Annotated in this window: 19 protein-coding genes and 2 pseudogenes; 11 read left to right on the top strand and 10 right to left on the bottom strand. The window is 72.2% G+C overall.

What is annotated here, in order from left to right; all coding sequences use genetic code 11:
• Positions 1-143: 143 nt before the first annotated feature.
• From BGM09_RS30260 to BGM09_RS39015, 4 genes and pseudogenes are all read right to left on the bottom strand, one after another.
• Positions 144-500: a hypothetical protein gene (locus tag BGM09_RS30260; protein WP_188284889.1), complete on the bottom strand. Its 357-nt coding sequence runs from the start codon at positions 498-500 to the stop codon at positions 144-146.
• 136 nt (positions 501-636) lie between these two features.
• Complete coding sequence (locus BGM09_RS38165; protein ID WP_223187790.1) at positions 637-1,122, bottom strand: hypothetical protein; 486 nt, start codon at positions 1,120-1,122, stop codon at positions 637-639.
• Positions 1,119-1,334, bottom strand: a complete 216-nt coding sequence (locus BGM09_RS39020; RefSeq protein ID WP_317452955.1) for a hypothetical protein — start codon at positions 1,332-1,334, stop codon at positions 1,119-1,121. The genes BGM09_RS38165 and BGM09_RS39020 overlap by 4 nt, the downstream gene beginning before the upstream one ends.
• A 261-nt stretch (positions 1,335-1,595) precedes the next feature.
• Positions 1,596-1,796 (bottom strand): annotated as a pseudogene (locus BGM09_RS39015) (recombinase family protein); the annotation flags it as partial.
• A 23-nt stretch (positions 1,797-1,819) separates the two neighbouring features.
• Between BGM09_RS39015 and BGM09_RS38155 the strand changes: the two are divergent.
• Positions 1,820-2,179 (top strand): annotated as a pseudogene (locus BGM09_RS38155) (aminotransferase class I/II-fold pyridoxal phosphate-dependent enzyme); the annotation flags it as partial.
• Between the two features lie 188 nt (positions 2,180-2,367).
• On the opposite strand, the gene BGM09_RS30250 reads toward BGM09_RS38155, so the two are convergent.
• Entirely contained in the window at positions 2,368-2,772 is a 405-nt protein-coding gene (locus BGM09_RS30250) for a hypothetical protein (protein WP_188284888.1), read from the bottom strand.
• Between the two features lie 525 nt (positions 2,773-3,297).
• On the opposite strand from BGM09_RS30250, the gene BGM09_RS30245 reads away from it, so the two are divergent.
• From BGM09_RS30245 to BGM09_RS30220, 6 genes are all read left to right on the top strand, one after another.
• Positions 3,298-4,176 (top strand): ABC transporter ATP-binding protein, encoded by an 879-nt coding sequence (locus tag BGM09_RS30245; protein ID WP_223187789.1) that lies wholly within the window; start codon positions 3,298-3,300, stop codon positions 4,174-4,176.
• The gene (locus BGM09_RS30240) at positions 4,173-5,186 is read left to right on the top strand and encodes an iron-siderophore ABC transporter substrate-binding protein (RefSeq protein ID WP_188284886.1); all 1,014 of its coding nucleotides are present in this window, start codon (positions 4,173-4,175) and stop codon (positions 5,184-5,186) included. Before BGM09_RS30245 ends, BGM09_RS30240 begins: the two co-directional genes overlap by 4 nt.
• 20 nt (positions 5,187-5,206) lie before the next feature.
• Complete coding sequence (locus BGM09_RS30235) at positions 5,207-7,309, top strand: iron ABC transporter permease (protein ID WP_188284885.1); 2,103 nt, start codon at positions 5,207-5,209, stop codon at positions 7,307-7,309.
• Between the two features lie 43 nt (positions 7,310-7,352).
• Positions 7,353-7,613 carry a CopG family transcriptional regulator gene (locus BGM09_RS30230; protein WP_188284884.1) on the top strand — a complete coding sequence of 87 codons (261 nt, stop codon included), beginning with the start codon at positions 7,353-7,355 and terminating at the stop codon, positions 7,611-7,613.
• Positions 7,610-8,047, top strand: coding sequence for a PIN domain-containing protein (locus BGM09_RS30225; RefSeq protein ID WP_188284883.1), 438 nt, complete (start codon positions 7,610-7,612; stop codon positions 8,045-8,047). Before BGM09_RS30230 ends, BGM09_RS30225 begins: the two co-directional genes overlap by 4 nt.
• 75 nt (positions 8,048-8,122) lie before the next feature.
• Entirely contained in the window at positions 8,123-8,500 is a 378-nt protein-coding gene (locus BGM09_RS30220) for a VOC family protein (protein ID WP_188284882.1), read from the top strand.
• 12 nt (positions 8,501-8,512) lie between these two features.
• Here the strand turns inward: BGM09_RS30220 and BGM09_RS30215 are convergent, their stop codons facing one another.
• Positions 8,513-9,112, bottom strand: a complete 600-nt coding sequence (locus BGM09_RS30215) for a GNAT family N-acetyltransferase (protein ID WP_188284881.1) — start codon at positions 9,110-9,112, stop codon at positions 8,513-8,515.
• A gap of 276 nt (positions 9,113-9,388) precedes the next feature.
• On the opposite strand from BGM09_RS30215, the gene BGM09_RS30210 reads away from it, so the two are divergent.
• Positions 9,389-10,543, top strand: a complete 1,155-nt coding sequence (locus BGM09_RS30210; protein WP_223187788.1) for a hypothetical protein — start codon at positions 9,389-9,391, stop codon at positions 10,541-10,543.
• Positions 10,544-10,567: 24 nt separating this feature from the next.
• Here BGM09_RS30210 and BGM09_RS30205 read toward each other — a convergent pair whose 3' ends face one another.
• Complete coding sequence (locus BGM09_RS30205) at positions 10,568-11,113, bottom strand: YbjN domain-containing protein (RefSeq protein ID WP_188284880.1); 546 nt, start codon at positions 11,111-11,113, stop codon at positions 10,568-10,570.
• Positions 11,114-11,183: 70 nt separating this feature from the next.
• Complete coding sequence (gene clpB / locus BGM09_RS30200; protein ID WP_188284879.1) at positions 11,184-13,799, bottom strand: ATP-dependent chaperone ClpB; 2,616 nt, start codon at positions 13,797-13,799, stop codon at positions 11,184-11,186.
• A 319-nt stretch (positions 13,800-14,118) separates the two neighbouring features.
• Here clpB and BGM09_RS30195 point away from each other — a divergent pair, with 319 nt between their 5' ends.
• The 3 genes from BGM09_RS30195 (at position 14,119) to BGM09_RS30185 (ending at position 17,791) form a co-directional block, all read left to right on the top strand.
• Positions 14,119-15,426, top strand: a complete 1,308-nt coding sequence (locus BGM09_RS30195) for a cytochrome P450 family protein (RefSeq protein ID WP_411158381.1) — start codon at positions 14,119-14,121, stop codon at positions 15,424-15,426.
• 106 nt (positions 15,427-15,532) lie between these two features.
• Complete coding sequence (locus BGM09_RS30190; RefSeq protein WP_188284878.1) at positions 15,533-15,937, top strand: pyridoxamine 5'-phosphate oxidase family protein; 405 nt, start codon at positions 15,533-15,535, stop codon at positions 15,935-15,937.
• 207 nt (positions 15,938-16,144) lie between these two features.
• Entirely contained in the window at positions 16,145-17,791 is a 1,647-nt protein-coding gene (locus BGM09_RS30185; protein WP_188284877.1) for a phosphodiester glycosidase family protein, read from the top strand.
• Between the two features lie 61 nt (positions 17,792-17,852).
• Here BGM09_RS30185 and BGM09_RS30180 read toward each other — a convergent pair whose 3' ends face one another.
• Both BGM09_RS30180 and dnaJ read right to left on the bottom strand, forming a co-directional pair.
• Positions 17,853-18,320 carry a heat shock protein transcriptional repressor HspR gene (locus BGM09_RS30180; protein ID WP_391041587.1) on the bottom strand — a complete coding sequence of 156 codons (468 nt, stop codon included), beginning with the start codon at positions 18,318-18,320 and terminating at the stop codon, positions 17,853-17,855.
• A 5-nt stretch (positions 18,321-18,325) separates the two neighbouring features.
• The gene (gene dnaJ, locus BGM09_RS30175; protein ID WP_188284876.1) at positions 18,326-19,525 is read right to left on the bottom strand and encodes a molecular chaperone DnaJ; all 1,200 of its coding nucleotides are present in this window, start codon (positions 19,523-19,525) and stop codon (positions 18,326-18,328) included.
• Positions 19,526-19,572 lie beyond the last annotated feature (47 nt).

Genomic DNA, 19,572 nt, shown 5'->3' with positions numbered 1-19,572 from the left:
GTCGCTCGTCGCTCAACGGGCATGGCCCTTGGCTGTGCACCACGGCCCAGACGGCGCTTGGTCGTCGAACGAACCGTGCCTGGGCTGGGCGGATGCCGCCAACTCCACCGCCCCACTTCTGCCACCGGCGTCCGGCGCCCCCTTCAGGGCCTGAGCCCGTCCTGCTGCACGTCGAAGCAGACCAGACCCATGGACTCCGCCAAGAACGCCGCGTAAGCCGACGCTTCTTCGGCCATGCTCCAACGCATCGCGAAGTAGATGAGCGGACCGCTGGCCTCATCGATCAACGGGCCGGTCGCCCAGGGAGAAGTGTCCGACTCGTCCTCGGTCATGTCACACCACCGCTCAAGGAGCGCGGCCACGTAAGCGGCGATCCGTTCGGTCGGACGGTGGTCGAGTTCCCCGTCGATGTAGTGGTCGTAGAGCTCAGTGAAGACTCGGCCAGCAGTCTTGTCATCCGCCGGTCGCTCACCTTCCCAAACAGCGAGGTCGTAGGTCATACCCAGAGCCTCGCACGCCTCGCTGACAGAGAGGATCGGCGTCACAGGGGCGGGACAGACGCTGACCGGCCGCGCACCGAGAAACTGCGCCGGTCTGACTCCGCGGTCCACACCACCTTGATGGCAGCCTGGGCGATTACGAGATCCGTCGCGGTACCACGGGCGCGTTGTTGAGCAGCAAGTCCAGCGCACCGTCGATCGGACAGCGAAGACCGACCGAGAGACGCCGAACCTCGTGGTCCTCTCCCAGCCCGTACGCGAGCGCCACCTGGAAGACATCGTGTCCTTCGGGACATACGGGATCGGGCCGAGCAACCGATCCTGCGAGCACGAAGGGCAACTCGCAGGAATGCAATTCTCCGTCTTCTAACCCTGCGGGCACACAGCAGCCCTCGCAGAAGCACTCGTTGCCCGCCACTTCGAAAGTGTCGGTATCGCAGAGCGGGCAGACGACGGACGTCGTGACGATCCGCTCACCAGGCTCACATCGGACAGCCTCGCTCACCAGCGACAGCAAGGCGTTGCTTTCCGTCAACTCATCCCCCACCGAACCGGAACCCTCGCGGGGCTTCGCCACCCGCGACAGGAAGCGCAGCACCGCGTTACGGCGCTTGTCCGTCATGTCCTCGGCCTCCCAAGCGGCCCGTGCACCCGCACCCGTGAGCCCGTCGAGAGGACCATAGGCCGGATGACCACCTTGTGCTGGGCCTTTGCGATGCGGTCGGTGATCCCCTTGCGCATCTTCCGGTACTGCGCCGTGGACAACTCCTTCGCCGTCCACATCTCGTTGAGCTCGTCGAGTTGCCGCTGGTCGTCGTTCAGTTCCTCAGCCACGCCATCGGGGAGGTTGCTGGTCGCGAGTCGGCCGTCCACCCGAAGCTCGCTTAGCGGTTTCACGGCGGCGTCGCTGACGAACTGCTCCAGCGTCGGGGCAACGATCTCGCGTGGTCGTCGGAGACCTGGAGCAGCTCTTCCAAGTCGCGGGGCTGCCGCATGAGCCGGTCGGGGTGGTAGGCGATGATGCCGGAAGCTGCGATCCCGGGCTTCCTCCAACAGACGGTCCCAGCCGGGGCGCTTCCGTTTGCGGCTCCAGGCGGATCGGCTGTTGTCCACGAAGACGTGGGCCGGGTTGACGACGAATCCGCGGCGCTCGGCGATCTCCCGGCAGATCCGTTCCTGGCGGTCGACGCCCGTCTTGTCGTCGTCTTCGGCGTGGGATTTGCGGCAGTAGACCGTCGTCGGCTCACCGGCGACCGTGGTGCTGGGGGCACCCTTGGTGGGCCTGTTGTGCGAAATACGAATGAGTGCATAAAAACGGCGTGGTCTGGGTGACGGGGTCGCGTGGACTGGTCGCGGCCGTCCGCACCACCAAGCAGTTCCTGACCTACGTCGCCTCCGGCCCCTTCCAGTACGCCGTCGCCGAGGCCCTCGCCCTGACCGACGCCGGCTTCACCGTGTACGAACCCCAAGGCACGTACTTCATCACCACCGACATCACCCACCTCTCCCCCGGCACCGACGCCCTGACCTTCTGCCGCGCGCTATCCGAGAAATGCGGCGTCGTCGCCGTCCCCAACTCCGACTTCTACGACCACCCCACCGCCGGCCGCACCCAAGTCCGCTTTCCCTTCTGCAAACGCCCCGAAATCCTCACCGAAGCGGCGTCAAGGTTCCGCAGGCGTTCAACGGCTGAGCGGGGGCCGGACTGCCGAGGTGGCTCAGCCGATACGGTCCAGCGCCTCCGTGGCCGCGCGGCAGATCTGTTCGTCCAGGCGGAGCCGTTCATGTCGAGCGCTTCTGCGGGGACCCGGTCCTCGTCGTCCAGTCCCGCGACGACCACTTCCCACAACCCGGCCGACGGACGCCGTCAGTACCGCAGTTGGGTGTTAGCGGCCACCAGGGCGGCGCGGCGCAGGTCCGCCCTCGCGGCCCCGGCCAACGCGCCGACCAGTTCCAGCGCCTCCCGCGGGTGCGCCCGCAGCGGATCCGCGAAGCCGCGGACCGCCTCACGCACCTGGGACCGCCACTGCACGTCGGGCAGGGACGCGGTACCGAACGCGACGAAGGCGGTTCCGGCCGTGCGGCCAAGTCCCCTGGCGGCGGCGGGTGTCGTCACGGTCGGCAAGGCGGCTCGGATCGCGGCCAGCCGGACCAGGGGGTCGGCGTGCGTCAGACAGGGCCGGAGCCAGAACGCGTCGGTGACCGCGCTGTGCGCCGACAGGCTGCCCAGAGCCAGTAGTTGGGCTTGCAGGGCCGTCGGGTCCGATTCCACCGCGGCCTGTTCCCTGAGGCCGTCGAGGGCCGTCGAGGGCCGACGCGTCGTCGCCCGGCACCTCCCCCAGGAACAAGGCCGCGCAGGTCCTCACGCCCGGATGCGGGTCGGAGAGGAACGGGACCGCCCATGGCCGGGCGGCCACCAGCGCGGCCAGCGCCAGCCGATCCTCCCGGCACCGCTTCCCGGAGAGCAGGTCGGCCTGCCGGGCGAGCAGGTCGAGGACCCTGCGGCGGTGGTGCGGGTCGAGGGCGGGGAGAAGGCCGAGGAGAGCGGTGGCGGTCGGGGCGAAGTACGGGGCTCCGACGTGATCGCGGAGGCGCTTGTCCAACTCCGCCCACGCGCCAGGGCGCCCCGGCCCCAAGTTGTCCACCAGCGGAGCCTAGAGAAGTCGAGCCCCGGAGGGGCAAAGGTGACCCCGGCGGGAGGGGGGAATTAGGTTAGGCTAACCTAAGTGATGTGAGAGCTGGGGAGAGTGCTGGCGGCGGGCCGCCTTCGCGGGGGCATGAGTTGGCGGCGACAGGGATGACGGTCGCGTACGACCGGGTGGATGTCGTGCATGACGCCGCCGTGTCGCTGCGGCCGGGCGAGGTGACGGCGCTGGTGGGGCCGAACGGCAGTGGGAAGTCGACGCTGCTGCGGACGCTGGCGCGGTTGCAGCGGGCCCGGGAGGGCGCGCTGACGCTGGACGCGGGGACGGACGGATTCCAGCTCACGTCACGGGAGTTCGCGCGGCGGGTGGCGCTGCTGACACAGGGGCGGCCGACGCCGAGCGGGCTGAGCGTGCGGGACGTCGTGGAGTTCGGCCGGTATCCGCACCGGGGGCGCTGGGGCCGGCCGGACCCGGGCGGGACCGGCGCGGTGGAGCGGGCGCTGAGGCTGACCGGGGTCGAGCACCTGGCCGCGCGGGGCGTCGAGCACCTGTCGGGGGGACAGCTCCAGCGGGTCTGGCTCGCGAGCTGCCTCGCGCAGGAGACCGGCGTGCTGCTGCTCGACGAGCCGACGACGTATCTCGACCTGCGGTACCAGATCGAACTGCTCGACCTGATCCGCGACCTCGCCGACGACCACGGGATCGCGGTCGGCGTCGTCCTGCACGACCTCGACCAGGCGGCGGCCGTCGCCGACCGCGTCGCGCTGCTCCACGACGGCCGGATCGTCGCCGACGGCCTGCCCGAGGACGTCCTGACCCCCGAACGCCTCACCGAGGTCTACGGCATCCGGGTCGACGTCGACACCGACCCCTCGACCGGCCGGCTGCGGACCCGTGCCGTCGGCCGCCACCACAGCAGAGGCCAAGCCGAGAAGCAGAACACAAGCGACCGGAACGTAAACAACCGCAGCACAAGCAACCGCAACACAAGCGACCGGAACAGAAGCGAAAGGCTCCACTCCACCTCATGAGACGCCTCCCCGTACCCGCCGCAACAGCCGCCGTCGCCGCCGCCGCGGCCCTCTCCCTGACCGGACTGACCGGATGCGGAACGACGCACTCCGCCGCCGACGAGTCGGTCAAGACCACGGACTCCGCCTCCGCTTCGGCCTCGGGGCCGATCACCCTCACCGACGCCAGCGGTACGCGGGTAAGCCTCGACGCGCCCGCCACCAAGGTCATCGGCACCGAGTGGAACGTCGTCGAGGACCTGGTCTCGCTCGGCGTCGACCCGGTCGGCGTCGCCGACGTGAAGGGGTACACGGACTGGGACAAGGCCGCCCCGCTGAAGAACTCCCCCAAGGACATCGGCACCCGCGGCGAGCCGAGCATGGACACGATCGCGGCCCTGTCGCCCGACCTCATCGTCGCGACCACCGACCTCACCGCGTCCGCCGTGACCCAACTGCGGAAGATCGCCCCCGTCCTCCAGATGAGGTCCGCCGACGCCACCGATCAGATCGGCCTGATGACGACGTCCCTCGACCTCATCGCGCAGGCGACCGGCACCACGCGGAAGGCGACCGAGGTCAAGCAGGCGTTCGACGCGAAGCTCGCGGAGGGCAGGAAGGCCCTCGCGGACGCCGGTCTCGCCGGCACTCCGTACGCCTTCGGGGACGCGTACGTACAGGCCAACCAGGTCTCGATACGCCCGTACACCAGCGGCTCCCTGATCGGGAACGTCAACGAGCGGATCGGCCTCACGAACGCCTGGAAGGTCAAGGGCGACAAGGACTACGGCCTGGCCACCACCGACGTCGAGGGCCTCACCGGGCTCGGTGACATCCGCTTCACCTACATCGCGAACGCCTCGGACGGCGACCCCTTCGCCGACGCCCTCGCCAAGAACGCCGTGTGGAAGTCGCTGCCCTTCGTCAAGGCGGGCCATGTCAGCCGACTGCCCGACGGCGTCTGGATGTTCGGCGGTCCCGCGTCGATGGAGGCGTACGTGGACGCCGTCGTCGCCGCCCTCACGAAGTAGCGAAAGGGCGAAGCAGCGCCGTGAGCGTCACGACTCCCCCGCGCGCCACCGAGCCCGCGGCCGACGCACGGACGGCCGCGCCCGCCCCGGGCGCGGGCGCGACCGCGCTGACGGCCGGACTGGTCCTCGTCCTGGTCCTCGTCCTCGCGGTCGCCGTCCTCGCCGTCGCCGACATCACGCAGGGCACCGCCGACGTCGGCGCGGGCGAGGTGTGGAAGGCGCTGACCGGCCGCGCGGAGCACGGCGACGCCTCCGTGGTCATCGCCTCGCGGCTGCCGCGCATGGTCGCGGGCCTCGTCGTCGGCGTCGCGCTCGGCGCGGCCGGAGCCGCGCTCCAGGCGGTCAGCCGGAACGTACTCGCCGCGCCCGACACGCTCGCGGTCAACGCGGGCTCGTACCTGGCGCTCGGCATCCTCACCGTCACCGGCGCCTCGCTGCCGCTGCTCGCCTCCTCGGGCGTCGCCTTCGTCGGCGGTCTCGCGGCGGCGGCGCTCGTGCTCGCGCTGTCCGGGCTCGGGGCCGGGACCGTACGGCTGGTGCTGGCGGGCAGCGCCCTCGCGCTCGGCCTCGGCTCGGTCACCGACGCGCTGCTCCTGCTCTTCCCCGAGCAGACCAACGGCCTCTACCAGTGGAGCCAGGGCAGCATCAGCCAGAACGGCTTCGCCGGCGTGAACCAGATGGCGCCGATCGCGCTGCTCGCCCTGCTCGGACTGCTGCTGGCCGGCCGCCGCATCGACGCGCTCGCGCTCGGCGACGACGCGGCCCGCGGGCTCGGCGTGCCGGTCCTGGGCACCCGCGTCACGGTCGTCCTGCTCACGACGCTGCTGTCCGCGGCGGCGGTGACGCTGGCCGGGCCGATCGGCTTCGTCGGCCTGTGCGCGCCCGCGCTCGTCCGGCCGCTGGCCCGGCGGTTCCGCGGCCTGGTCAGGGCGCGGGCGGCCGTTCCGGTCGCCGGGCTCGCCGGTGCGGCGCTGGTTCTCGGCTCCGACGTGCTGCTGCGGGCCACGGTCAGCGCCGAGTCGGCGGTCGCCGTGCCCACCGGGGTCGTCACGAGCGTCGCGGGCTCCGTGTTCCTCGTCGTGATCGCGCTGCGCACCCGCGGCTCCGGCGCGTCCGCCGCGCCGGACCGGCTGCGCATCCCCAGCAGGGCGGCGTTCGCCGCCGTCCTGGCCGTACTCGTGGCCGTGTTCGTCGCCGCGGTCGTCGCGGCGGTGCTCCTCGGCGACACCAAGCTGCTGCTCGGCGACGTCGTGAACTGGGCGCAGGGCAGGGCCGACCACGTCGTCACCTTCGTCCTCGACACCCGCGTGCCCCGCGTGCTCGCCGCGCTGCTCGCGGGCGCCGCGCTCGCCCTGTCCGGGACGCTCGTCCAGGCCGTCACCCGCAATCCGCTCGCCGAACCCGGCATCCTCGGCGTCTCGGGCGGCGCCGGTCTCGGGGCCGTGCTGCTGGTCACCACCGTGCCGACGGCCGGGTCCTGGAGCGTGGCCGGCGCGGCCTTCGCGGGCGCGGCGGCCACCGCCGCGATCGTCTTCGGGCTCTGCGCCCGGGGCGGCTTCCAGCAGAACCGGCTCGTCCTGGTCGGCGTCGGCGCCGCCGCCGGGACCTCGGCCCTGATCAGCCTGCTCATCGTCCTCACCGACCCGTTCAACGCGACGAAGGCGCTGATCTGGCTGTCCGGTTCGACGTACGGCAGGACCATGCCCGATGTGCTGCCGGTCGCGGCCGTCCTCGTCGTCGGCGCCGCCGTGGCCTTCTCCCGCCGCGCCGAACTCGACCTCGTCTCGCTCGACGACGACACCCCGCGCCTGCTCGGCCTCGCCCTCGGGCCGACCCGCCTCGGCCTGCTGGCCGTCAGCGTCCTGCTCAGCGCCACCGCGGTCGCCGCCGCGGGCACCATTGGCTTCGTCGGCCTCGTCGCCCCGCACGCCGCCCGCGCCCTCGTCGGCCGCCGCCACATCCGCGTCATCCCCGTCGCCGTCCTCCTCGGCGCCACCCTCGTCTCCGTCGCCGACCTCCTCGGCCGCACGGTCATCGCCCCCGCCCAGCTCGGCGCGGGCCTGATGACTGCCGTCATCGGGGCGCCCTACTTCGTGTATCTGCTGGTCAGGACGCGGCGGTAGGCAATCACATACACCGACGTGGTACATGGACTACTCTTGGTACATGTCCATGAAGCGCACCAACGTCTACGCCGACCCGGAAGATCTGGCGATCATCAAAGAAGCCGCGGCTCGGCGCGGCATCAGCGAGGCCGAGATCATCCGCCAGGGCATCCACCTCGCCGCCATGGCCAACCGCGTCTGGGACGAGCCCCTGTTCTCCCGCACCTTCGAGGGCTCCGGCCGCACGCCGACCAAGCACGACGTGCGCGAAGCCGTGGCCGACGCCGTCCGACGTGAGAACGGATCCGGAACCACCGCGTGATCATCGTCGTCGCCGACACCTCCGGCCTGCTGGCCGCACTCGACTCCACCCACCCGGAACACCGGGGAGCCAACGAAGCCCTGCTGACCGCCGGTCTTCTCGTGATGTCCCCGCTTCTGCTCGCCGAGATCGACCACGTCGCCACCCGCGAGCTGGGCCGCGAAGCGGCGATGAGCGCCGTCGACGACATCCGCCGCTGGATGCGGATGAGTCGCATCGTCGTACCGGAGATCACCGAGACCCACCTGGCGACGGCCCAGTCCGTACGCGTCCGGTACGGCGCGCTCGACCTCGACCTCGCCGACGCCGTGAACGTCGCCCTCGCCTCCGACTACGACACCGACGCCGTCCTCACCCTCGACCGGCGCGACTTCCGTGCCGTACGGCCGCTCGGCCGCCACAAGTGCTTCCGTCTGCTCCCGGACGATCTCTAGCTCCCGGGAGCGATGAGTTTTCCGTGCCCCGGCGGTCGTAGGGGGAGGTGTACCTACGAGGAACAGGGAGCGGTCATGTTCGGAGAGACGCAGGCGTTCAGCGGGTTCTCGGTGGACGACGTGGAAGCGGCGAGGACGTTCTACGGGGAGACGCTCGGGATTCGGGTGTCCGAGGCGAACGGGCTGCTGACGCTGCACCTCGCGGGGGACCGCGAGGTGCTGGTGTACCCGAAGGGCGCGGACCACCGGCCCGCGACGTTCACGATTCTCAACTTCCCCGTCCCGGACATCGACGCGGCCGTGGACGAACTGGGCCGCCGGGGTGTGCGGTTCGAGCGGTACGAGGGGATGCCGACGGACGCGAAGGGGATCTTCCGCGGCGGCGGGCCGCTGATCGCGTGGTTCACCGACCCGGCCGGGAACGTGCTGTCCGTGCTGGAGCAGGATTCCTGAAGGGCGGCGTACTCACGCGGGCGGCACGACCGCGTCCGTCGCCAGCCGCGCGTGCAGATGGGAGTCGTGGCGCGCGCCCGCCGGGTCGAGGAAGAAGGCCCGCATCAGGCCCTCCTCACGGAAGCCCGCGCGGGCGGCGACGCGGCAGGAGGCGGGGTTGGCCAGGGAGTGGTCGAGGCTGATGCGGTACACGCCGAGGCCGCCGGCGGCGGGGACGGCGAAGGCCCAGCCGGCGGCGGCGTGCAGGGCGCGGGCGGCGACGGCGCGGCCACGGGCGGCCGGGGTGACCCAGTACGCGGCCTCGGCCTGCCCGGGGACGCGGTGGACGTCGCGGATGGTGACGTAGCCGAGCAGGTCCTCCGAGGCGGCGTCGGTGACGGCGAGCGCGGCCGAACCGTTGCGCCAGGAGACCAGCCGCGGCGCCAGCCATATCGCGGCGCGGTCTGCGACCGGTGCGGCGTTGACGGCCAGGCCGCCGGCCCAGCGCAGGACCTCCGGGTCCTCCATGGCGCGGGCGACGGCGGGCTCGTCGGACTCGGCGAAGGGGCGCAGGCGCAGGTCACCTGCGGTGAGCTCGTGCGGGGTGAGGCTGCGGGCGAATGCGGAAGTCATATCCGCACCCTAAGCCGGGGGGGCCGGCGCGGCCGGACGCTCACCCGGCGACGGTGAAGGCGAGCTCCGAGGATTCCCGAGCGGTCACCCGGCGACCGCCCGAGCCGGTCACCCACCACCGCCCGGCGACGGTGAAGGCGAGCCACCGACAGCATCCGACCGTGGGTGAACGTCCGCCCTCCTCGGGCGTGTCAGACCCGGACCACGGCGAGCGGAGCGCGATAGTCGGTTTGTCCGACTAAGAGACGTTCGCGAGCCCCCGAGGAGCCGGGTCCATTGGTCGTCGTCGAACCGGTGACGTCGTCGCCGAAAGCACTGGCCGTGCGGGCGGCGACGGGGGCCGGTCCCGCGGTGGCGGGCTTCGTCGTGGCCCGGATGGCGGGCCTGGTGGTGCTGACGATGTGGGCGCACCGCACCCACCGGCACCCGCGCGACCTGCTCGGCCTGAGCTGGGACGGCATCTGGTACCACCGCATCGCGGAGTGGGGCTACGGCACCTTCATCCCGGCCTGGGAGGCGCCGGGCCTGCGGTACGACGATCTGGCCTTCTTCCCGCTCTACCCGATGACGGTGCGCGCCGCGGACGCGGTGCTCCCGGTCGGCTCGGTGGCGTGCGCGCTGCTCGTGGCGTGGGCGGGCGCGGTGGCCGCCGCGTGGGGGATCTACGCGGTGACCGAGCACTGCTACGGCCGCAGGACGGCGACCGCGCTGGTCCTCGTATGGGGGCTGCTGCCGCACTCGGTGGTGCTGTCGATGGCGTACACCGAGTCGCTGATGACGGCCTTCGCGGCCTGGGCGCTGTACGCGGCCGTCACGCGCCGCTGGCCGGCCGCCGGGCTGCTGGCCGTACTCGCGGGGCTGACCCGGCCGAACGCCGTCGCCGTGGCCGCCGCCGTCTCGATCGCGGCCCTCGCGCACTGCCGCGAGGACCCGCGCGACTGGCGGGCCTGGGCCGCGGCCGTCGCCGCGCCGCTCGGCTGGTGCGGCTACCTCGGCTGGGTGGGCTGGCGGACCGGAGCCGTCCGCGGCTACTTCGACGTACAGACCCGCTGGGGCTCGCGGTTCGACTTCGGCCACTACGCGCTGCACTACGTCAAGCACATGGTGCTCGAACCCGAGACGCTCTCCGCCTACATGGCGACGGCGGTGTGCGCGGCGGCGGCCGTCCTGCTCGTACTGGCGCTGCTCGACCGGATGCCGCTGCCGCTGCTGGTGTACGCGGCGGTGCTGGTGGTGATCGCGCTGGGCGGCGCGGGCTTCTTCTCCTGCAAGCCGCGCTTCCTGCTGCCCGCCTTCCCGCTGCTGGTGCCGTGCGCCGCGGCGCTCGCGAAAGCCCGGCCGCGCACCGCCGCCGTGACGGTGGCGGCGCTGGCCGGGATCTCGCTCGGCTACGGGACGTACCTGCTGACGGTCGTCCCCGTACCCCTGTAATGCCCGCGACGCAGAGGCCCGCGTTCAGTCGTCGCTGCCGCCGTCGCCCTCGGCGTCGCCGTCCGTACCGCCCTCGACGTCCTTCTCCAGGCCGAGCGTCTCGCCGACCCACTTGTCGAATTCGATGGACGCGCGCACCCAGCTCACCGTGCTGGACACGAAGTGCTCCAGGCCGACACCGAGGCCGATCAGGAGCTGGGCCTCGCCGATCAGCCGGACGGAGCCGTCGTCGTGCGTGTGCGTGTAGACCTTGGGCCACAGGGTGCGGCGGTTCCAGTCGTCGATGACCTCGTGGAGCTGAGGCTTGTCGTCGACCGAGTACGCGTGGTCGTAGAAGGTCCGGACGGCGAAGACCGCCTGCTCACCCTCGCCGCGGAACATGAAGTACGTGCGGAATTCCTCCCACGGCGCGGCGAGGTCGCCCTCCTCGTCGACGAGGTACTTCAGCTCCATCTGTTCGAGCAACTGCTTGACCAGTTCCTGGTCAGGGATGACCACGCTGCCGGCGGGTCCGTTCGGCTCGGGGTCCTGGCCCCCGAAATTGGGGATCGAGGACGGGTCGATGCTCACGGTGAAGGTTCCCTTCGAGACGTTTCTCCTCCATCCTCCCCCATTCCCGCCGGGCGGTGGCAACCCCGGTTCATTTGTTCAGATCGGGCCCCGTCGTCGGCCCCACGATCAGGCCGTCGGCCGCCCGGTCCACCCGTACGTTCTGCCCGTCGATCACCTCGCCCGACAGGATCGCGCGGGCGAGCGGGTCGCCGATCGCGGTCTGTACGAGGCGGCGCAGCGGCCGGGCGCCGTAGGCCGGGTCGTTGCCCTCCTCGGCGAGCCAGTCGAGGGCGCCGTCAGTGACTTCGAGGGTGAGGCGGCGGTCGCGCAGCCGGTCCGCGAGCCGGTCGGTCTGGAGCCGGGCGATCTGCCGCAGCTCGGTCTGGTCGAGGGCGGAGAAGACCACGGTGTCGTCCAGCCGGTTCAGGAACTCCGGCTTGAAGGACGCGCGGACCGTCTCCAGCACCCGCTCCTTCTTCTGCGCCGGGTCCAGCGCCGGGTCGACCAGGTAGTGGCTGCCCAGGTTGGAGGTGAGGATCAGAATGACGTTGCGGAAGTCGACCGTACGGCCCTGCCCGTCGGTCAGCCGTCCGTCGTCCAGCACCTGGAGCAGGATGTCGAAGACCTCGGGGTGCGCCTTCTCCACCTCGTCCAGCAGCACGACGCTGTACGGGCGGCGGCGTACCGCCTCGGTGAGCTGGCCGCCCTCCTCGTACCCGACGTAGCCGGGAGGCGCGCCGACCAGCCGGGCGACCGAGTGCTTCTCGCCGTACTCGCTCATGTCGATCCGGACCATGGCCCGCTCGTCGTCGAAGAGGAAGTCGGCGAGCGCCTTGGCCAGCTCGGTCTTGCCGACGCCGGTGGGGCCGAGGAAGAGGAAGGAGCCGGTGGGGCGGTCGGGGTCGGCGATGCCGGAGCGCGAGCGGCGTACGGCGTCGGAGACGGCGCGTACGGCCTCGGTCTGGCCGATCAGCCGCTTGCCCAGCTCCTCCTCCATGCGCAGCAGCTTCTGCGTCTCGCCCTCCAGCAGGCGGCCCGCGGGGATGCCGGTCCAGGCGGCGACGACGTCGGCGATGTCGTCAGGGCCGACCTCCTCCTTGACCATCTTCTCGTCGGCGCCCCTGGTTTTGGCCTCCTGCTCCTCCCTGGTGGCCTCCTCCAGTTCGGCCTCCAGCTTGGGCCTCTCGGCGTAGAGCAGCTTGGACGCGGTCTCGAAGTCGCCGTCGCGCTGGGCGCGTTCGATCCGCGTACCGATGTCGTCCAGCCGCTCCTTCAGCTCACCGACCCGGTTGAGGCCCTGCTTCTCCTTCTCCCAGCGCGCGTTGAGCCCGCGCAACTCCTCCTCGCGGTCGGCGAGGTCCTTGCGGAGCTTTTCCAGCCGCTGTACGGAGCCGGGGTCGGTCTCGTTCTTGAGCGCCATCTCCTCCATGCGCAGGCGGTCCACGGCCCGCTGGAGCTCGTCGATCTCGACGGGCGAGGAGTCGATCTCCATGCGCAGCCGGGACGCGGCCTCGTCCACCAGGTCGATGGCCTTGTCGGGCAGGAAGCGGGAGGTGATGTAGCGGTCGGAGAGGGTGGCGGCGGCGACCAGCGCGGAGTCGGCGATCTGCACCTTGTGGTGCGCCTCGTAGCGGCCCTTGAGGCCGCGCAGGATCGCGACGGTGTCCTCGACGGACGGCTCGGCGACCAGCACCTGCTGGAAGCGGCGCTCCAGCGCCGGGTCCTTCTCGATCCGCTCGCGGTACTCGTCCAGCGTCGTCGCGCCGACCATCCGCAGCTCGCCGCGGGCCAGCATCGGCTTGAGCATGTTGCCCGCGTCCATGGCGGAGTCGCCGCCCGCGCCCGCGCCGACGACGGTGTGCAGCTCGTCGATGAACGTGATGACCTGGCCGTCGCTGTCCTTGATCTCGGCCAGGACGGACTTCAGCCGCTCCTCGAACTCACCGCGGTACTTCGCGCCCGCGACCATCGCGCCGAGGTCGAGCGAGACCAGCCGCTTGTCGCGCAGCGACTCGGGCACGTCGCCCTTGACGATCCGCTGGGCCAGGCCCTCGACGACGGCGGTCTTGCCGACGCCGGGCTCGCCGATCAGCACCGGATTGTTCTTCGTCCGGCGGGACAGCACCTGGACGACGCGGCGGATCTCCTGGTCGCGGCCGATCACCGGGTCGAGCTTGCCCTCGCGGGCGGCGGCGGTGAAGTCGGTGCCGTACTTCTCCAGGGCCTTGTACGTGCCCTCGGGGTCCTGGGTGGTCACGCGCTGCCCTCCGCGGGCGGTCTCGAAGGCGTCGAGCAGGCTCTTGGCCTTGGCGCCCTGGGCGGCGAGCAGCTCACCGGCGGGTCCGCCCTTGACGGCGGTCCCGATCAGCAGGTGCTCGGTGGACAGGTAGGCGTCGCCCAGCTCCTTGGCGCGTTGCGAGGCGTCCGCGATGACGGCCAGCAGGTCGCGGTTGGCCTGCGGGGGCGCGACGGTGGAGCCCTGCACCTTCGGCAGAGCCTCGACCAGCCGCTCCGCGCCCGCCCGCAGCGTATCGGGGTCGGCGCCGGTGGCGGTCAGCAGGTCGAGGATGTTCTCGTTGTCCGTGCCGCTCAACAGGGCGAGCAGCAGATGCGCGGGCGTCAGGTCGGGGTTGCCCTCGGAGACGGCCCGGGTGTTGGCGGCGTTCAGCGCTTCCCGGCTCTTGTTGGTCAGCTCGGCGTCCACTGGCGTCGGCTCCTCCTCTGGTGATCGACGGTTAGGGGCGTAAACCTGCCTTGAGCCACATGAGGCAAGTTGAGTCTACCTCGCTCAAGGTGAGTTTGGGGCCGGTTTTGGGGGCGGGACGGCGAGCCTCGCGGCGGGCGAATGTGTTTTTGTATGAACGTTGAATAAATCCCGGCGGCGGTGCGACAATGCCTGCTTCAACTCCGCTGGGAGGCAGCGGAGTTGGGGTCCGCTCCAGCCGTTTTGGCCGCATCTCCGCTTGTCCGTACGGCCGCATGTCCGCTTGACTCCTCCCTACCCGCCGTCCGTGAGGACTCCCATGAGCGACGCGCACTCCATGGACCCGACCGGCGCCGCGCTGCACGCGGACGCCGCCGCACTGCGCGAGGCGGGGGCCGTCTGCCCCGTGACGCTGCCGGACGGCGTCCCAGGGATGATCGTCTCTCGTTACCAGGAACTGCGCGATTTCCTGGCCGACCCCAAGGTGGCCAAGAACGCCGCGCACTTCGCCGCCCTCCAGCGGGGCGAGGTCCCCGAACAGTGGCAGCTCAACGCGTTCGCGCTGGTCAACGGCATGACGACGGCGGACGGCGACGACCACAGGCGGCTGCGCGGCCTGGCCACCAAGGCGTTCACCCCGCGCCGGGTGGCCGCGATGCGCCCGCGGATCGAGGCGCAGGCCGCCGGCCTGCTGGCCGCGCTCCCCGGCCGCGCGGACGCCGACGGCGTGGTCGACCTGCGCGAGGGCTACGCCTATCCGCTGCCGATGGGCGTGATCTGCGAGCTGCTGGGCATCGCCCCCGCCTACCGGGACCGGCTGCACACCCTCAGCCACCTGATCGTCAGCACCAGCAGCTCCGCGGCCGACGCGATGGCCGCGCAGCGCGAGACGTACGCGATCCTCGGCCAGGTCGTCGCGGAGCGGCGCGCGGCACCCGGGGACGACCTGACGAGCGCGCTGATCGCGGCGCGTGGCGAGGAGAGCGGGAGCGGAGGCGGCGGCCACGGAGGCGGCGGGGGCGGGGGCGCGAGCGGCGGGCACGGGGGCTCGGGCGGTGATTCCGGCAACGGTTCCGGCGGGCGCCTCAGTGACGCCGAGCTGACCGGCACCCTGCTGCTGATGATCGTCGCCGGGCACGAGACGACCCTCAATCTGATCGTCAACGCGGTACGCGCCCTGTGCGGCCACCCCGACCAGCTCGCGCTCGTGCTGGCGGGCGAGGTGTCCTGGGACGCGGTGGTCGAGGAGACGCTGCGCTGGGACGGGCCGGTGGCGAATTTCCCGTTCCGCTATCCGATCACCGATCTGGTGGTTGACGGCGCCTCTGTGCCACGTGGTACAGCCGTCCTCGCCGGATACGCCGCCGCCGGACGCGACCCGCGCGAGTACGGCCCCGACGCCGACCGCTTCGACATCACCCGCCCCGCCAACCGGCACCTCGCCTTCGGCCACGGCAGCCACTACTGCCTGGGCGCGCCGCTGGCCCGCCTCGAAGCGGTGATCGCCCTGCGCAGCCTGTACGCCGCGCACCCCGGCCTCACCCTCGCCGTCCCCGACGCCGGACTCCCGCCGCTGCCGGGCTTCGTGGGCAACAGCACCGCCGCGCTCCCGGTGCGCCTGACCTGACCCGTACGAGCCCGCGCCCGGCCCGTACGAGCCCGCGCCCGGCCCGTACGGACCCGCGCCCGGCCCCTGCGAACCCGCCCGCGCGCCCCCGCGTACCGTCCCGTCCATGGCATTCGATCCCCGCTCCCCCGCACCCGGTTACCTCGCCTTCTGGCGCGAGCGGCACCTGTGCACCCTCACCACCCCGCGCCCCGACGGCTCCCCGCACGTCGTCCCGGTCGGCGTCACGTACGACCCCGGGGCGGGGCTCGCCCGCGTCATCGCCAGCGGCAGGAGCACCAAGGCCCTGAACGTCCTGGCGGCGGGCCCCGACGGCGCTCGGGTCGCGGTCTGCCAGGTCGAGCGGCGGATCTGGGCCACCCTCGAAGGCGTGGCCACCGTCTGCGCCGACCCGGACCGCGTCGCCGAGGCCGTACGCCGCTACACCGAGCGCTACAGCCGCACCCCCTCCCCCAACCCGGACCGCATCGTGATCGAGATCGCCCTGACACGCGCGATGGGCAACGCGTGAGGGGGTATCACGGCACGCCGTCGGCGTAACGCCCACAACGCGCGTAACACCCACAACGCCCCTACGGCATACGGCGGATGGCCGCATTCGTCGGCTGTTCGCCCGGAACTCACCCCCACAAGGCGGGCTCTTCGCGTAGGACGGCTCTCATGGGGCGCGGAAGCCGCCCGCTCGCAGCCGTCAGCCGTCGTACGTGAAGGGGTCTTCATGGAGCACACCAGGGGTGCCGCGCGGGTACGCGTCCGCACCGTCGTGGCCGCCGTCGCCGTACTCGCCGCCGTCGTACCGCTCGCCCTCGACTCGACGGCCCAGGCCGCGGTGCCCGGTCACGGGCCGGACCCCTCGGCTGCCACCGGCCACCGCAACCCCGTCTCGTCGCGGTGGACGACGCGGGATCCGGCGCCCGGCCTTCAGGTCCGCACCGGGACGATCCGGCGCGCCGACGCGGCGCCGTCCTGGACCGTCACCGTCCAGCGGCCGTCCACCAGCAGGCTGACCGGCGCGCCGACCGGGCTCGAAGTGAGCGACAAGGCGTGGGCGGACGACACGGCGGCGCGGCTGCGCGCGGCGGGCTTCGCGCCACGCGTCGAGACCGTCCAGTGGCCCGCCTACAGCGACACCCCGCACGGCGCGATGGGCCTGCGGATACGGATCGGCGGGTACGCCACACAGGCCGCCGCCACGGCCGCCGCGCAGCCCGTCACCGCGGCGGGCTTCCTCACCGCCGTCGAGTGGACCGGCTACGACGCCGACCAGCCCGCCGACGTCCAGAACATCCACATCGCGACCGTCGACCCGCGCGTGTTCCGCGGCACGGTCGCGGGCACCCACGACGGCGATGTCGCGCGCCGCGCGACGCCGTCCTCGGTCGCCAGGAAACTGGGCTCCCTGGTCGCCGTCAACGGCGGCTTCTTCGTCATCACCGACGCGGGCGGCGTCCAGGGCACCCAGTCGGGACTCGGCGCATACGACGGGCGGCTGGAGTCGATGTCGGCCGGCGCGCGCGCCGCGCTGGTGCTCGCCGACGGCGGGCGGCGGCTGCGGATCGCCGACCTGAACAGCACGGCCACCGCCCGCGCGGGCGGCGCGTCCTACGCCGTGCAGGGCGTCAACCGGCTGCCCGGCACGGTCCGCGACTGCGGGCGCCCCGGCGGCACCCCGAGCGAACTGCCCTGGCAGGACGTCACCTGCTACGAGAAGGACGACCTGGTGGCGTTCACCCCCGCCTTCGGCGCCGCCCTGCCCACCGGCCCCGGCGTCCAGGCCGTGCTCGACGCCGAGGGCGACGTGGTGTCCGTCGGCGCGCGCGGCGGCCGGGTGCCCGCCGACGGCTCGGTCCTCCAGGGCATCGGCTCGGCCGCCGACTGGCTGACCACGTACGCCCGTACGGGTGAGCGCGTATCGGTCGACACGGCCATCCGCGACACCGCGGGCAAGGTCCTCACCCTCGGCCCCGGCGACAGCGTCGTCAGCGCCGCCCCCACGCTCGTCGAGGACGGCCGGATCGCCGTGGACGCCGCCGCCGAGGGCGTCGTCGACCCGCTCGACCTGTCCTTCGGCTACGTCTGGGCCAACAGCCGCCAGCCCCGCACCCTGGCCGGGATCGACGACCGGGGCCGCCTGCTGCTGGTCACGGTCGACGGCCGCCGGACCGGCGGCGGCAGCGAGGGCTTCACGCTCATGGAGGCCGCCGCCTTCATGCGCTCCCTGGGCGCCGTCCAGGCCCTCAACCTCGACGGCGGCGGCTCCACCACCTTCGCCGTCGACGGCACCCTCGCCAACAACCCCTCGGACGCGACGGGCGAGCGCGCCGTGGGCGACTCCGTCCAGGTCGTCCCGGCCGCGCTCCACTGACCGGCGCCGCCGACCGTCCGTCGTATTTACGGGCGCATCACGCCGTACGGGTGAGCGTCGGTCAGCCGTCGCGCTTCGGGCGCCACACCACCAGCGCGCTGGTGTGCTGGACGTCCTGGTAGGGAACCAGGTCGCGGCGGTACGAGGCGTGCACGGCGGCCTCGCGCTGCTGGATGACGGCGGCGGCGCCCTCGACTGCGGCGGAGAGCTCGGCCACGCGCGCCTGGAGGGCGGCGACCTGGTTCTCCAGCTCGATGATCCGCTTGATGCCCGCGAGGTTGATGCCCTCGTCCTGCGAGAGCCGCTGCACCTCGCGGAGCTGCTCGATGTCACGGGTGGAGTAGCGACGGCCGCGCCCGGCGGTACGGTCGGGCGAGACCAGCCCGAGGCGGTCGTACTGACGCAGGGTCTGCGGGTGCAGCCCGGACAGCTCGGCCGCCACCGAGATGACGTAGACCGGGGACTCCTCGGTCAGTTGGTAAGGATTGCGGCCGCGCGGGCCTCTCATACCGCTTCCGTCGACGCTCATTCAGGTCACGCTCCCTTTGCGGCCTTGAACAGCTCCGCCCGCGGGTCGTGCCCCGCGGTCGCTTCCCGGTAGGACTCCAGCGCGTCCAGCGCCTTGCCCTCGGTCTTCTCCGGCACCGCCACCTCGATGGTGACGAGCAGATCGCCCCGTGAACCGTCCTTGCGCATGGCGCCCTTGCCGCGGGCGCGCAGCGTACGGCCGTTCGGCGTACCGGCCGGAAGCTTGAGGGTGACCGGCGGGCCGCCCAGGGTGGGCACCTTGATCTCGCCGCCGAGCGCCGCCTCGGCGAAGGTCACCGGCACGGTGACCGTGAGATTGGACTCGCGACGCCCGAAGACCGGGTGCGCTCCGACGTGCACGACCACGTACAGGTCGCCGCCGGGGCCGCCGCGCTCGCCGGGCGCGCCCTTGCCGCGCAGCCGGATCCGCTGCCCGTCGGTGACACCGGCCGGGATACGGACCTGCATGGTGCGCGAGGAACGGGCCCGCCCGCTGCCCTTGCAGACGTCGCAAGGGGTCTCGGCGATCAGGCCGCGGCCCTTGCAGTCCACGCACGGGTCGGTCAGCGAGAAGCCGCCACCGCCGCCGCGCGAGACCTGCCCGGTGCCGACGCAGGTCGGGCACACCCGGGGCGTGCCGTTCTTGTCGCCGGTGCCGGAGCACGCCTTGCAGGGCGCCTGCGAGGACATCCGCAGCGGGACCGTGGCCCCGTCGACCGCCTCGGTGAAGCTCAGCGTCACCTCGGACTCGATGTCCTGGCCGCGGCGCGGCTGCACCCGCGTGCCCGCGCCGCCGCGGTTGAACAGACCGCCGAAGACGTCGCCCAGGCCGCCGCCGAAGCCGCCGCCCTGCCCGCTGGTGGTCTGCCCGCCGGGCTGGCCGCCGGTGCCGCCGAACAGGTCGCCGAGGTCGAAGTTGAAGCCGCCGGTGCCGCCCGCGCCGGGACCGGGGCGGAAGCCGCCGTTCCCGAACAGCGCGCGGCCCTCGTCGTACTCCTTGCGGCGCTTGGCGTCGGACAGCACGTCGTTGGCCTCGGAGATCTCCTTGAAGCGCTCCTCGGCCTTCGCGTCGCCCTTGTTGGCGTCCGGGTGGAACTCACGGGCGAGCTTCCGGTACGCCTTCTTGATCTCGGCGTCCGTGGCGTCCTTGGGCACGCCGAGGACTTTGTACAGGTCCTTCTCCAACAGGTCCCTACTGACGCTCATCCCCGACGTCCCTCCTCTCCGCGGCTTCCAGGCGCGCCGCCGGTGAC

It is taken from the genome of Streptomyces sp. CBMA29, from assembly GCF_014596445.1.
Classification (GTDB): domain Bacteria; phylum Actinomycetota; class Actinomycetes; order Streptomycetales; family Streptomycetaceae; genus Actinacidiphila.
The sequence above is the reverse complement of the archived record's forward strand: the minus strand, read 5'-3'. Positions and strand labels throughout refer to the sequence as shown.

Bases quoted from the DNA above. Each gene is read 5' to 3' on its own strand.
- BGM09_RS30215 (WP_188284881.1), bottom strand. From the start codon at position 9,112: ATGACTTCCGCATTCGCCCGCAGCCTCACCCCGCACGAGCTCACCGCA.
- BGM09_RS30245 (WP_223187789.1), top strand. From the start codon at position 3,298: ATGACGGTCGCGTACGACCGGGTGGATGTCGTGCATGACGCCGCCGTG.
- BGM09_RS30190 (WP_188284878.1), top strand. From the start codon at position 15,533: ATGGCATTCGATCCCCGCTCCCCCGCACCCGGTTACCTCGCCTTCTGG.
- BGM09_RS30185 (WP_188284877.1), top strand. From the start codon at position 16,145: ATGGAGCACACCAGGGGTGCCGCGCGGGTACGCGTCCGCACCGTCGTG.
- dnaJ (WP_188284876.1), bottom strand. From the start codon at position 19,525: ATGAGCGTCAGTAGGGACCTGTTGGAGAAGGACCTGTACAAAGTCCTC.
- BGM09_RS30195 (WP_411158381.1), top strand. From the start codon at position 14,119: ATGAGCGACGCGCACTCCATGGACCCGACCGGCGCCGCGCTGCACGCG.
- BGM09_RS30230 (WP_188284884.1), top strand. From the start codon at position 7,353: ATGTCCATGAAGCGCACCAACGTCTACGCCGACCCGGAAGATCTGGCG.
- BGM09_RS38165 (WP_223187790.1), bottom strand. From the start codon at position 1,122: ATGACGGACAAGCGCCGTAACGCGGTGCTGCGCTTCCTGTCGCGGGTG.
- BGM09_RS30180 (WP_391041587.1), bottom strand. From the start codon at position 18,320: ATGAGCGTCGACGGAAGCGGTATGAGAGGCCCGCGCGGCCGCAATCCT.
- BGM09_RS30260 (WP_188284889.1), bottom strand. From the start codon at position 500: ATGACCTACGACCTCGCTGTTTGGGAAGGTGAGCGACCGGCGGATGAC.
- BGM09_RS30220 (WP_188284882.1), top strand. From the start codon at position 8,123: ATGTTCGGAGAGACGCAGGCGTTCAGCGGGTTCTCGGTGGACGACGTG.
- BGM09_RS30240 (WP_188284886.1), top strand. From the start codon at position 4,173: ATGAGACGCCTCCCCGTACCCGCCGCAACAGCCGCCGTCGCCGCCGCC.